General features: G+C 45.1%; 10 protein-coding genes. All 10 read left to right on the plus strand.

The genetic code is table 11. From position 1 onward, the window contains the following. Positions 1-84: 84 nt before the first annotated feature. The 10 genes from AC1RM2_RS24900 to AC1RM2_RS24945 all read left to right on the plus strand — a co-directional run bounded on the left by AC1RM2_RS24900 (position 85) and on the right by AC1RM2_RS24945 (position 14425). A complete protein-coding gene (locus AC1RM2_RS24900; RefSeq protein WP_492987822.1) occupies positions 85-2394 on the plus strand; it encodes a glycoside hydrolase family 65 protein in 2310 nt (769 codons plus the stop codon). A 238-nt stretch (positions 2395-2632) separates the two neighbouring features. Next, positions 2633-4441, plus strand: a complete 1809-nt coding sequence (locus AC1RM2_RS24905; protein ID WP_492987823.1) for an alpha-amylase family glycosyl hydrolase — start codon at positions 2633-2635, stop codon at positions 4439-4441. 286 nt (positions 4442-4727) lie between these two features. After that, positions 4728-6089 carry an MFS transporter gene (locus tag AC1RM2_RS24910; protein WP_492987824.1) on the plus strand — a complete coding sequence of 454 codons (1362 nt, stop codon included), beginning with the start codon at positions 4728-4730 and terminating at the stop codon, positions 6087-6089. 112 nt (positions 6090-6201) lie between these two features. Beyond that, on the plus strand, positions 6202-8682 hold the full coding sequence (locus AC1RM2_RS24915; protein ID WP_492987825.1) for a glycoside hydrolase family 31 protein: 2481 nt from the start codon (positions 6202-6204) through the stop codon (positions 8680-8682). Positions 8683-8913: 231 nt separating this feature from the next. Further along, a complete protein-coding gene (gene glgB / locus AC1RM2_RS24920) occupies positions 8914-11085 on the plus strand; it encodes a 1,4-alpha-glucan branching protein GlgB (RefSeq protein WP_492987826.1) in 2172 nt (723 codons plus the stop codon). 93 nt (positions 11086-11178) lie between these two features. After that, the gene (locus tag AC1RM2_RS24925; RefSeq protein WP_090644396.1) at positions 11179-11370 is read left to right on the plus strand and encodes a hypothetical protein; all 192 of its coding nucleotides are present in this window, start codon (positions 11179-11181) and stop codon (positions 11368-11370) included. A 50-nt stretch (positions 11371-11420) separates the two neighbouring features. Further along, positions 11421-11627 (plus strand): DUF2683 family protein, encoded by a 207-nt coding sequence (locus AC1RM2_RS24930; RefSeq protein ID WP_477361183.1) that lies wholly within the window; start codon positions 11421-11423, stop codon positions 11625-11627. Between the two features lie 133 nt (positions 11628-11760). Beyond that, positions 11761-12066: a DUF3784 domain-containing protein gene (locus tag AC1RM2_RS24935; RefSeq protein WP_492987827.1), complete on the plus strand. Its 306-nt coding sequence runs from the start codon at positions 11761-11763 to the stop codon at positions 12064-12066. A gap of 363 nt (positions 12067-12429) precedes the next feature. After that, the gene (locus tag AC1RM2_RS24940; RefSeq protein ID WP_492987828.1) at positions 12430-13518 is read left to right on the plus strand and encodes an AAA family ATPase; all 1089 of its coding nucleotides are present in this window, start codon (positions 12430-12432) and stop codon (positions 13516-13518) included. A gap of 619 nt (positions 13519-14137) precedes the next feature. Then, positions 14138-14425, plus strand: a complete 288-nt coding sequence (locus tag AC1RM2_RS24945; protein ID WP_492987829.1) for a hypothetical protein — start codon at positions 14138-14140, stop codon at positions 14423-14425. Positions 14426-14619: the final 194 nt, after the last annotated feature.

Below are 14619 nucleotides of genomic sequence, written 5' to 3' on the forward strand. Positions count from 1 at the left end.
AGCCCCACCCAACCCTCCCCTAAAGGGTAGGGCTTTTAAAAGTCTCCCCTTTAGGGGAGATTTAGAGGGGCTTAATGCATTGTTATGAAAAATTACATTAAAGTTGATGAGTGGAAGATAATCGAAGAGGGCTTTGATGCACATCATCACCAGGTATCTGAGAGCATATTTAGTTTGGGTAATGGCCGAATGGGTCAGCGGGCTAACTTTGAGGAGGCATACAGCGGCGAAACCCTGCTGGGCAACTATGTTGCCGGGGTATATTATCCAGATAAAACCCGCGTAGGCTGGTGGAAAAACGGCTATCCGGAATACTTTGCCAAAGTGCTGAATGCCGCTAACTGGACAATTATTGATGTAGTTTTAGATGGCGAACAATTGGATTTGGCCAAATGCGAGGTTACCGGCTTCCGCCGTGAATTGAACATGAAGGAAGGTTACCTGAAACGTACATTTACCGCAAAAACCGCATCGGGTAAAGAAGTATCGGTTGAAGCCTGCCGCTTTTGCAGTATGGTAGATGATGAAACTGCGGCTATCAAATACACTGTCACTCCATTAAACTTTAGCGGTGCCATCTCTATTACCCCGGCTATTGACGGCGATGTGGTGAACAAGGATTCCAACTACGACGAGAAGTTTTGGGACGAGGTGACCAAAGCTAACCAGCCTGATGGCGGCTACATAGTAATGCGCACCAAAAAAACCGGTTTTGAAGTAGCTACCGGTATGAAATTCAGTGTTTTGAAAAATGGCGAAACTATCCGGCCAAAAACAACAACGATATCGAAAGAAAAATACATAGCATCAAAAATTGAATTACAGGCGCAACAGGGCCAAAGCATCAGTATTATTAAATACGTTGCTAACCTGTCGTCGCAAAATCATAAACCAGAAGACCTGGTTGCCACGTTGGCAGCTACTTTAAATAGCATCAGCCATAAAGGTTTTGATACCATGCTGGCCGAACAAGCCGCCGCCTGGGCTGAAAAATGGAAACACAACGATATTATTATAGAAGGTGATGAATCGGCTCAGCAAGCCATCCGCTTTAATATTTTTCAGCTTAACCAAACTTATACCGGCGAAGACGACCGCCTGAACATAGGCCCCAAAGGTTTTACCGGCGAAAAATACGGAGGCTCGACCTATTGGGATACCGAGGCTTATTGTGTGCCTTTTTACCTTGCCACCGCGCCGCAAAAGGTTACCCGCAACCTGTTGCTTTACCGTTATAAACAATTGGGCAAGGCTATCGAGAATGCTGCTTTATTGGGCTTTAAAAACGGCGCAGCATTGTACCCCATGGTTACTATGGATGGTACCGAATGCCATAACGAGTGGGAGATCACCTTTGAAGAAATTCACCGGAATGGCGCTATCGCTTACGCTATTTTTAACTATGTGCGTTATACTGAAGATGAAGCCTACCTGGCCGATTATGGTTTTGAGGTGTTGATCGCGATAGCCAGGTTCTGGTCGCAACGGGTAAGCTGGTCGCAGGATAAGCAACTATATGTAATGCTGGGTGTTACCGGGCCAAATGAGTACGAGAATAATGTAAACAATAACTGGTATACCAGCATGCTGGCCGTTTGGTGTATGAAATATACCATGGAAGCTGCCGAAAAAGTGAAGACAGCCGATAAGGCTAAATACGATGCCCTTGCCGCCAAAATTGACTTGGATGAAGCAACAGAGTTTAGTCGTTTTGGCCATATTGTCGAAAATATGTACTTGGGCCATGATGAAAAGCAAGGCATATTTTTACAACAGGATGGTTACCTGGATAAAGAGCAGATATTAGTAAAAGATTTGCCGGCAACAGACCGCCCGTTGAACCAGAAATGGAGCTGGGACAGGATCCTGCGTTCCTGCTACATTAAACAGGCCGACGTATTGCAGGGTATTTACTTTTTTGAAGATGATTACGATATAGATACCATCCGCAGAAACTTTGATTATTACGAGCCACGCACGGTGCATGAGTCGTCATTATCGCCATGTGTGCATGCTATTTTAGCTGCCAAATTAGGTGATGAGGCTCGTGCTTACGAATTTTACCTGCGTACTGCCCGCTTAGATTTGGACGATTACAATAACGATACCGAAGATGGATGCCACATCACCTCGATGGCCGGCACATGGATGGCTGTTGTGGAAGGTTTTGGCGGTATGCGTGTAAGAGATGGCAAACTGTTGTTCCAGCCGTTTATCCCCGAAAAATGGGCGTCTTTTTCGTTCCATATCGGTTTCCGTGGCGCATTGCTGAATATCAAAGTGAGCAAAGATGGTGTAAACATTAAAAACCTGTCGGATGTGGCAACAACGGTATCCGTTTATGGTAAAGATCAGTTGGTAAAGGCCAACGATGAATTATTGGTAGAGGCATAATGAAACTATTAGTTACCTCTTTTTCATTAAATGTTCCCCTCTCGAGAGGGGGCGCGAAGGATTGTGCGGCTGCAGGGGTGTGTCTGCCAGCGTTCAAAAGTGGACTATTAACACACCCCTCCACCCCTCTCAAGAGGGGAATCGCACAGGCCAATGCTTTTTTAGCTGCCCTTTTCTTTTTTTCAAATCCACTTGCGGCTGAAATTTTATCCAAACTACATTTAAGCAAAATATCTTTATGAAAAATAAACAGATACTTGTTTTAATGATATTATTGCTTGCTAATGCCAGTTACGCACAAAAACATCACCCCAAAAAAACAAAAATGGAACAAACCGCAGCCAATCATAAGCTGATTATATACCAACTATTGCCACGGCTTTTTGGCAATACTAAAACGCTTAACAAAACCAATGGCTCAATTGAAGAAAACGGCGTTGGTAAGCTGAACGACATTAACGATAAAGCCCTTCAGGAAATAAAAAAAATGGGCTTTACCTACGTTTGGTATACCGGCGTAATTGAGCATGCGACCATGACTGATTATTCGGCTTATGGCATTAAAGCCGATGATCCGGATATTGTGAAGGGCAGGGCGGGCTCACCATATGCTATTAAGGACTATTATGATATTGATCCTGATCTGGCCGTTGACGTGAAAAACCGCATCCGTGAATACGAGGAACTCATCAAACGTACCCATGCCAGCGGTTTAAAGGTGTTGATGGATTTGGTACCCAACCATGTGGCCCGTACTTATGCATCAGATGTAAAACCGGCCGGCGTGCGCGATTTTGGTCAGGATGATGATAAAAGCAAAGGCTTTAGCCCTCAAAACGATTTTTACTACATACCGGGGCAGCCATTTACGGTTCCTGCGGGATACAATCCCGGCGGCGATGAATTTAAAAGCCCATTAAAGGACGGCAAATTTGGTGAGAACCCGGCCAAAGCAACCGGTAATGATGTGTTCAGCGCATCGCCATCTATCAATGATTGGTTCGAGACGATGAAGTTGAACTACGGGGTTGATTACATGGATCATCGCCGTGGCCACTTCGACCCGATACCACCGCTTTGGAACAAGGTTTATGATATTTTAAAATACTGGACCGCCAAAGGTGTCGATGGTTTTCGTTGCGATATGGTGGAAATGGTACCCATCGAATTCTGGGCTTGGGTAATCCCGAAAATGAAGGCCGAGCATCCTGGTATCGTCTTCATCGGCGAAGCTTATGATAAAGGCAAATACTGCGATTATATATTTAAGGGGCATTTTGATTACCTGTATGATAAGGTTGGCCTGTATGATACCATCAGGAATTTAACCCGCAACGATTACCACACCAACACCTGGGGAATAAACGCGGTTTGGAACCATGATAGCAAAGGAATAGACGAGCATATGCTGCGCTTTATGGAAAACCATGACGAGCAACGCATCGCATCGCCTGATTTTGCCGGCAACCCGTGGCTGGCCGTGCCGGGTATGATTATCACAGCAACGCTAAACACCGGGCCGGTAATGATCTACTTTGGCCAGGAAGTTGGTGAACCCGGAGCAGGTAGTGAAGGCTTTAGCGGTAATGATGGACGCAGCTCGATATTTGACTATTGGGGTGTGCCCGAACACCAGAAATGGCTCAACGGCGGCACTTATGATGGCGGTAAACTGTCTGATGATCAGAAAAAACTGCGTGGCTTTTATAGTACCCTGCTTAATGCCGTGCACAACAGCGAAGCCATTAAAACGGGCGCTTTTTATGAACTGATGATGGCTAATGAGCACCAACCTGGTTTTGATGTTAAAATGTACGTATACCTGCGTTATACCAATAATCAGCGTATATTAGTGATAACCAATTTTAACCGGGACGTTCGCAAATTAAGCGTAAAACTTCCGGATGACCTGTTACACAAACTAAATATAAACGGCAAACAGCAATTTACCGATCTGCTCAGCGGCGGCAAGTTCAGCACCAATGATATTAAAAATGGTGTTGAAGTAACTGTGGAGGCGAGTAGCGGGTTGATGTTGGGGTTTTAAACTGTCAGAATCAGAATTTACAGAATTTTAGAATTAACAGAATAGGAAGAACGGAAGGGAATCATCAGGGAGTGCAGCAAGATAATACTTACCCCGCTGTCATGCTGAGGAACGAAGCATCTATTCGCAAACTTTTCTATCGGCGAGCAGGTCCTTCGTTCCTCAGGATGACAGGGTGGTGGGCATGAGGCAACATAAAAGCATTCTGAAAATTCTCTAATTCGATGAATTCCGGTTCAGACAAGACCAATGAACTAATGAACAAGTGAACCAATAAACCAACGTGATGAATAAAGTATTACAAAAGCCAAGATTAAGTTTCTGGCAAATCTGGAACATGAGCTTTGGCTTTTTGGGCATCCAGTTTGGCTTCGCGCTGCAAACCGGGTATGCAAGCCGCATACTGCAAACCTTTGGTGCCGATGTAGGTAACCTGTCGTTTTTTTGGTTGGCAGCCCCACTTACCGGGATGATCATTCAGCCAATTATCGGGCATTACAGCGATCGTACGTGGAACCGTTTGGGTCGCCGTCGCCCTTATTTTTTAACCGGAGCATTGCTGTCTGGTTTGGCGCTTTGTTTTTTGCCCAATTCATCGGGGCTTGCATTTTTAATCCCGCCGATAATTGTTGGCGCAGGAATGCTCATGCTGATGGATGCATCATTTAACATCGCGATGGAGCCGTTCAGGGCGTTGGTTGCCGATAACCTGCCCGATAGCCAGCATACTGCCGGCTTTTCCATGCAGACTTGCCTGATAGGCGTAGGCGCCATCATGGGGTCGGTATTGCCATCTGTTTTAAGCGAATGGCTTCATGTGCCTTCAGTTGCGGCAAAGGGCATCGTACCTGATAATCTGCTTTATTCATTTTATGCAGGCGGGCTGATATTAATCGGCTGTATTTTATGGACAGTTGTAAAAACAAAAGAATACCCGCCTGAAGAATATGCTAAATTTCATGAGCCAGATGCAGAAACGGTAAAGCGAAGCGGCATTATGGAATTTATAAATGATTTGGTAAACATGCCCAAAACCATGAAACAGCTTGGTTTGGTACAGTTTTTTTCGTGGTTTGCCCTGTTCTCCATGTGGGTTTGGACAACCCCTGCCATAGCTACACACATATTTCATCTGCCTTCGGGCGATACATCTTCACAGGCTTATAACAATGCCAGTGATTTTGTAGGTAAAATGTTTGGCGTATACAACGGCGTTTCGGCATTGTACGCACTATCATTACCGTGGATAGTTAAAAAGATTAACCGGAAAAGAACGCATGCTTTTTCATTAGCCATGGGCGGTATTGGTTTAATTTCGGTGTTTTTTATTGAAAACCATAATTTGTTGTACTTGTCAATGGTTGGCGTAGGCTTGGCGTGGGGCAGTATTTTGGCCATGCCGTATGCCATATTATCAAGCTCGATACCGGCAAAAAAAATTGGGGTTTACATGGGGCTGTTCAACTTTTTTATCACGTTTCCGCAAATAGTAAGCAGCCTTAGCAGCAGCCTTATTATCAAACATTTGTTTAATAGCGAGTCGATTTACGGTTTAATTATGGGTGGTGTTTTTATGTTTATCGCAGCTATATCGGTGTTTTTTGTGCAGGATGGTAAGAAAATTCAAATAATAGAGGCTTCAAATTGAAGAAAACGTTAAAAACTACCTCGGTTAATGATTTTTCCTCAAATCAAATGTCGTATATTGCGTAGTAAGTACACATTATACATATTTGCACAAACCCCGTTAAATAATTTGAATGGAAAGTAACACACCCAATCCGGAAGAGCTAACCAGTAAGATAGTTGAAATTAAAAACTTGCTGGAAGAAGAAGAGGAAGAGGAGTTTCATCACCTTAATAACCCAGCCGATGGCATAAAACCCATCATCAAAAAATACCTTGGCATACCAAACCATGCCGATCAGATAGGCAATAAATTTTACTTTACAGATGGCGATGCCAAAGTAGAAGTTGTTGTTGTTACCGACGAGATTATCCGTGTAAGATTGGCGCCGCATAGCGTTTTCCTTGAAGAATTCTCATACGCCGTTCCAAAGCTGGAGCATAAAGCCGCAGCCTTCACCCTGTATGAGGATGATAACGAGTTTCGTGTAGCAACTAAATCGATAAATTGCCACATCCGTAAAAAGGATTTCTTCATTTCGTTTTCGGATAGCAATAACCATGTAACCAGCTCCGACGCTGTGCCTATGCACTGGGAAGAGAATGTTCAGTTTGGTGGTTATTACGTGTTTTGCACCAAAACATGCGCTAAAGATGAAAGCTTTTTTGGCCTGGGCGATAAGCCTACCGAGCTTAACCTGCGTGGTAAAAGGCTGAAGAACTGGAACACCGATGCATACTCCTTTGCCTGGAACCAGGATCCGCTTTACCGTAGCATTCCTTTTTACATCAGCGTAAACGAGGGTATTGCCCACGGTATATTTTTTGATAATACCTTTAAGGCGCATTTTGATTTTGGCGCCGAAGACAAAACCAAAACCAGTTTTTGGGCTGATGGCGGCGAACTGCAATACTATTATATCCACGGACCCCACATGATGGATGTGGTAAAAAGCTACCACATTTTAACAGGCACGCACCCAATGCCACCGCTTTGGGCGCTGGGTTATCACCAGTGCCGATGGAGTTATTATCCCGAAGCCAAGGTGCGTAAAATTGCCAAAGGTTTCCGCGAAAATAAGATCCCCTGCGATGGTATCTATTTAGATATCGATTACATGGATGGCTACCGTTGCTTTACCTGGAATAAGAAATACTTCCCGGACCCGAAGAAAATGATCAGCGAATTGGCTGCAGATGGGTTTAAAACCGTTGTAATTATTGATCCGGGCATCCGTGTTGATGATAACTATTGGGTGTTTAAAGAAGGTAAAGAAAATAGATATTTTTGCCGCCGCAGCGATGATTACTTTATGGAAGGTCACGTTTGGCCGGGTCGCTGCCAGTTTCCGGATTTTACCAACCCCGAAGTGCGCGAATGGTGGGGAGGCTTATTTGAGGAGTTGGTAGAGATGGGCGTGGCCGGCGTTTGGAATGATATGAACGAACCTGCCGTGTTTGGAGCAGGCACCTTCCCGGATGATGTTCGTCATCAATATGATGGGCACCGTGGGTCGCACCGCAAGGCACATAATGTTTACGGAATGCAAATGGTACGCTCAACCTACGAAGGTTTGCGTAAGATCATGAAAAACAAACGTCCTTTTACTATAACCAGGGCGGGATACTCGGGCGTACAACGTTACTCATCCGCGTGGACGGGCGATAATGTGGCCTCATGGGAACACCTCAAATTAGGCAACATCCAATGCCAGCGCCTATCAGTATCGGGCATCCCTTTCTGCGGTACAGATATTGGCGGTTTTAGCGGCGAGCCTGATGGCGAACTATTTACCCGCTGGATACAGTTGGGCACCTTCTCGCCCTTTATGCGCGCGCACTCTGCAGGTGATACCAAAGAGCGCGAGCCCTGGAGTTTTGGCGAACCGTTTACCGAAATCAATCGTAAGTTTATCGAGTTGCGTTACAGGCTTATCCCGTACTTATACTCTACTTTTTGGGAGCACCACCGCTACGGTTTCCCTATTTTGAGGCCGGTGGTAATGCATGAGCAGGATGTGTTGTTAAACCACTTCCGCCAGGATGAATTTACCTATGGCGATAAAATTTTGGTTTGCCCGGTAATGGAGCCAGGCCAGATAAAACGGAACGTGTACCTGCCAAAAGGTAAATGGTTCAATTACTGGACGTTTGAAGTGCTGGAAGGCGGTAAGGAAATAACCGTTGACACCCCGCTGGAAACCATGCCGCTGTTTGTAAAGGCCGGATCGGTAATACCCGAATACCCGGTGATGCAATACACAGGCGAAAAGGAAATTGAAGAAGTTAAACTGAACGTTTACTATACCGATTACGAAGTAAACTCCTTCCTGTTTGAAGATTACGGCGAAACTTTTGCCTATGAGCAAGATATTTACCTCGAGAAAAAATTTGTGGTAAATGGCAACTCAAGAAAACTAACCATAGGCCAAAGCATGGAGGGTCTGTACACTCCACGCTACGAGGGCTATCACTTTAACGTTATCGGCTTACCATTTAAGCCACACAAAATAATGGTCGACGGTAAAAATGTAACAGCTTTTACCATCAACGCTGATGGCACTATGGAGTTTAAATACAGTAAAAAGTTTAAGCAGATAGAAATCTCAAAATAAAAAGGTTAAAGCCGCCCCAAAAGGGCGGCTTTTTTTGTGCTTAATGCGATACAGCACTTTTTAATACCCGGTTACAGTCTTATTTCTTGATTCTTGCCTCTTGACTCTATTTCAAAAATAAATCCCTTAAATCCTGCATAATGTCATAATCCTGTTATATTTGATTTATATAAACCAAACTCAATCCTGTAATTTGGGTTATTCTTACAAATCCTGACAGGTATCTATATCATGGCCAAAAAAACAAAAACAACCGACACCCCGATACCGGAAGAAAAGCCTGTAAAAGAAAAAAAAGTAGTTAAAGCTAAACCTGCCAAAGCCGAACCTGAACCAGTTGCCGCTACCGCAAAAAAAGCAGTTAAGGCTAAAGCCGCACCGGTCGAAAAAGCAGTTGCTGCTAAGCCTAAAACGGTTAAAGCAAAAGTTGCCGAAGCTGTTCAAGCTGCGCCCCCTGTGATATTAAAAGCAGTTGAACCCTATAGCCGCTTTACCGATTTTGATATCAGTTTATTCAAATCGGGTAAGCACTTTAAGTTGTATGAAAAGTTTGGCTCGCATGTGGTGGAGTTTCAGGGTGTGGTGGGTACCTACTTTGCGGTTTGGGCGCCAAACGCGCAGTATGTATCGGTTATAGCAAATTTTAACGGCTGGAACCGCGGGTCGCACAGTTTAAATGCCCGTTGGGATTCATCCGGCATTTGGGAAGGTTTTATCCCGAATATTGGCGTAGGCGAAACCTATAAATATTATATCAAATCATCAACCGGCGAAGACCTGGAAAAGGCCGATCCTTTTGCCCTGCGCTGGGAAGTACCGCCAAGCACGGCATCTATAGTTGTTGATACCTTTTACGAATGGACCGATGGCGACTGGATGGCCAACCGCCACGAGCATAACGGGCTTGATAAACCATACAGCGTTTACGAGGTGCACCTGGGTTCATGGGCCCGCAGCCCCGAAAGCCCCGACCAGTTTTTAACTTATACCGAGCTGGCACACAAGTTGGTACCCTACGTTAAAGAAATGGGCTTTACTCACGTAGAGTTTATGCCGATTATGGAGCACCCGTATTACCCAAGCTGGGGCTACCAAATTTCGGGCTACTTTGCTGCTGCTTCCCGTTATGGCTCGCCGCAGGAACTGATGTTCCTTATCGAGGAGTTTCACAAAGCCGGTATCGGGGTGATATTGGATTGGGTACCATCGCATTTCCCGGGCGATATTCACGCCTTGTACAAATTTGATGGCACACACCTGTATGAGCATGCCGATGCACGCAAAGGTTTCCACCCGGATTGGAAATCGTACATATTTAACTATGGGCGTAACGAGGTTAGGGCTTTCCTGATTAGTAACGCGCTGTTTTGGCTGGATAGGTACCATGCCGATGGTTTACGGGTAGATGCCGTAGCATCAATGCTTTACCTTGATTACTCGCGCAAGCATGGCGAGTGGGAAGCCAATATTTATGGCGGTAACGAAAACCTCGAAGCCATCTCGTTCCTGAAAGAGTTTAACGAGGCCGTTTACAGCCATTTCCCATCAACCCAAACCATTGCCGAAGAGTCTACCTCGTTTACAGGTGTTAGTCGCCCGGTTTATTTGGGTGGTTTAGGTTTTGGGATGAAATGGATGATGGGCTGGATGCACGATACCATCGATTATTTCCACGAAGATCCTATCCACCGTAAATATCACCATAACGAGATCACCTTTAGCACCATATACGCCTTTACAGAAAACTTCATGCTGCCTTTCTCGCACGATGAGGTGGTATACGGCAAAGGCAGCATGCTGCGCAAAATGCCCGGCGATGAGTGGCAGCAATTTGCCAACCTGCGCCTCATGTACAGCTATATGTTTACGCACCCCGGCACCAAACTATTATTTATGGGTGCCGAGTTTGGCCAGGGCGATGAGTGGAATTACAGCCAATCGTTACAATGGCATGTAATGCAATACCCTAATCATCAGGGTATGTCGGCAACCGTAAAGGCGCTTAACCAACTGTATAAAGATGAGCCTGCACTGTACGAAAAAGCCTTTGATTTTACCGGCTTTGAGTGGATAGACGGTGGCAACGCCAACGACTCGATACTGGTTTACGGCCGCATGGGCCACAGCCGTGCCGACGACCTGGTAATTATCCTGAACATGACCCCGGTACCGCGTTATAACTATCGCATTGGCGTACCCGCAGGCGGTAAGTGGCAAGAGATATTTAACTCCGACGCTCAAAACCTTTGGGGCAGCGGCATCATCAATTACGATGCGGTAAATGCCGATGCCGAAAAATGGCATGGCAAGGATAACTCCATCAGCATTACCATACCACCTTTGGCAGCTACCGTATTTAAAAAAATACCTGATGCCCCTGCCAAATACGAACTAAAGCGATAAATAACATCAAATCGCTATAAATATATTCAACCATTTATTAAGCTTTTGCGTTTAATAAATGGTTGAATATTCATATTATACATTTACCTGCCCATGAATCCCAAATTCCGTAACCTTTTTATTATAGGTGGCTCTGTAGCCCTGGTGTTGCTAATTATACAGGTATTCATGACCTACCCCGATATAAACGCCGTAAACATATTATTAAACGCCTTGCCCGCCCTGGTACTTTATTACCTGGCCTATAAAACCTACCATGAGCATAAAGATGGCGAACTGATGTAAATTGAAGATAGTCACATTGCTTTTGGTTATAATAATCTTTAATTTTGAATATGGATGCATTGATCGTATATCCCGAAAATAAAGAACAATTGGCGGCCATGAAGGCAGTTATGAAAGCGATGAAAATCACCTTTGAACAAAAAAGCGAGGTTTACCCCGATTATGTTGTACAAGGCGTAAAAGAATCTTTGAAACAAGCCAAAGAAGGGAAGTTAACGCCCTATACCGGAGTAAGAGATATGCTTGGCCTTTCATGAGCCTTAAAGTTTATTATACCCAACCAGCTAAAGAAACGCTGTTGGTATTATACACATCTATTCAAATCTATAACCCTTTTGTTTTTTTGGGACACCCGGCAAGAACCATTCTTTACCCATTTACCCTAATAATATGCTTAACCTCCTTGCTTTTGGTGCTATAGCCCTGGTGATGCTATTATTTGGCTACCAGATAAAATATAAAAAGAAAGCCAGCCTCATATCCGGGTTCGACGAAAACCTGGTGAGCGATGTTAACGGCCTGTGCAACTGGGTTGGCAACCTCATGCTCATCAACGCCGCCATAGCCCTGCTCACCGGTATCGGCATGACCTACCTGCCCGCCCAAATGAACATCATCCTGATATTTTTTGTCGTTGGCATCCTCGCAACCTCCGTTTTTGCCATTGCCGGCAAGCGCAGGTTTGGGCGGCAGTAATCGGGGCATTGCCTGCGGCCCGGGCGGTACCCCAAAAGTGTTGCGTTGCGCAACAGGTGAAACAGTTAAAAAATTCATTTTATTGATAATCAACTAATTAAAAATTGTCATAAAATAAAAACCGCAACAAAACCGCAACAGTCAACGGTCAAAAGTGCCACCAATACCGTTATGGATATTGAGAATGGCTTTGCCATTTTGCCGGTTTTTGACTGAACCTTGATTGCGCGTTTGCATCGATTTAGCATCTACACCTCTCAAAAAAAGTCTTGATACCTGATACTTTCCAATCTACTGACAAACTACTGTCACCATTTGTTATTTGGGTAAGCCGTAAATTTGGGTATAAATCCCAATAACTTTATGGAACGTCACCCCTACATCGAATCTATCCGGCGCGAAACGGCCGCTTTTACCGATCGCAAGATTAAGGCCGGGCAGTTTGGCAAAGTTTTTATGGGCATCGAACTGCTCACCACCCGAAAGGTTAACGACTGGATGAAACAGGAATACGGCAAGCCCCCTGCCCGTATGTTGTTTGGCAGTTTCTGGTTCGAGCATGAGCTGTGCATCATGTTTGCCGATACCAACCTGGGAAAATCTATCCTGGCCGTACAAATGGGCAACAACCTCACTATTGGCAATACGGTTGAACCATTTTATAATACAAACAACGAGCCGTTACCCGTGCTCTACGTTGATTTTGAGCTGAGCGCCAAACAGTTCGAGTCGCGTTACCATCACCATCAATGGGGCAGCCACCTGTTTAGCGATATATTTTACCGCGCTGAGTTTAACCCCGAGGCCGACGACCCGGTAATGTACGCCAGCTACGAAAAATATGTGGAAGAATCCGTAAGCCGGGCCATCCAGCAAACCAAGGCCAAAGTGCTCATAATCGATAACATAACCTACATGCGCCGCGGTACCGAAAAGGCCAGCGAAGCTCAGCCGCTCATGAAAATGCTCAAAGCGCTTAAAATTAAATACAAGCTAAGCGTGCTGGTACTGGCCCATACCCCCAAGCGCGACAACCGCAAACCCCTTACCGCCAACGACCTGCAGGGCAGCAAAATGCTCATCAACTTTGCCGACAGCGCCTTTGCCATTGGCCAAAGCCACCAGGACCCCAGCCTGCGTTACCTCAAACAAATTAAACAACGCAACCAGCAGGTACAATACGGCGAAGACAATGTAGTGCTCATCAGGGCCGAAAACGACTATACCTTTTTAGAATACAAATTTGCAGGCTACGCCGCGGAGTACGAGCACCTGCACCACCAAAGCACAAATCGCCAGGCCGATATCCAACAGATCCGGCAGCTACACCTGCAAGGCCTATCGCTCCGGAAGATAGCTATTGAATTGGGGCTGCATTTTTCGGCCGTACACCGTGCAGTGAAAAAGATCAAAGCCGAGGCAAAGGTTAACGCGGCAGAACCGGGAGTTTAAATAATCCTTGTATTGCACTCACAGCAGGTGTTCAGAAGGTTTTTTTATTCCCCCCACGAGCTACTATGTGTATATATCTTTTAGGGAAAACCCCAGAGGGGTTGAATGTCGGTAGAAATGGATCAAAAATAGCTTTACGTGCCGTAGGTACGTCACTATCGAGCTTTTCCAGCCGAATGAGTATGGATAAATAGTCCAGTTTGATGATTAGTTTCGTACCTACGGAACGAAATGGGAGGGATACTTAATTATTCTACCGACATTTCACTCCTAACGGAGTGACTTTTCAAAATTACTATCTCATATAAACATGTGTACACACAGTAGCCCCACGCGAGGGGTGTGGTTGGTTTTGAGCGCAAAGGCAGGGGTTTCGCCCCCCCGACTATAAATCACATACCTTAACGCGAGTTGTAATAATTTTGGCATTGCCTGCGGCCCGCGCTATCCGTTCATACTGCGCAGGCCTTAATCACCTGGCCGGTATCCACTGCTATCGCTAATGCGGAGATTGGTGGTGTTGTACTTACCCTACTATAATTTACACTGCATTTGATAAAATAACTAAGTTTATATGAACTTTGCAGTAATAACCTCCTCAATCCAAAACTAACGTGCCATGAATACGCCATCTGAATTTAAATCATCGTTGACCTTAGACCAGCCCGGCCCCGATTTATCCGTGCAGTTGAAAAGCCTTTGGTATGATGGCAAAGGCGATTGGCACCTTGCGCATGCACAGGTCGATCACCTGAACGACCAGGCATCAGCATGGGTTCACGCCTATCTGCACCGCAAAGAAGGCGACACCTGGAATGCCGATTACTGGTACAACAGGGCAGGGCAAAGCAGGCCTAACGTATCATTGGACGAGGAATGGGAGCAATTGGTGCAGCACTTTCTTTAGCCGGGTACTATGCGGGAGTATATAGATCTTACTTATTTAGTTTAAAATTCGACAGTAGTATCAAAAGCCCAAATCATTAAGTATTCTGGCTTTTTATATTTATTAGCTTGTATTCGTTCATCTATCAGCGGGGACATACGCGAAATATAGTGAACGCCAGCGGAAGCCCCCTCCCTAAATATTGAAAAAAAATT

The organism is Mucilaginibacter sp. GW822-FHT03E02, from assembly GCF_058801545.1.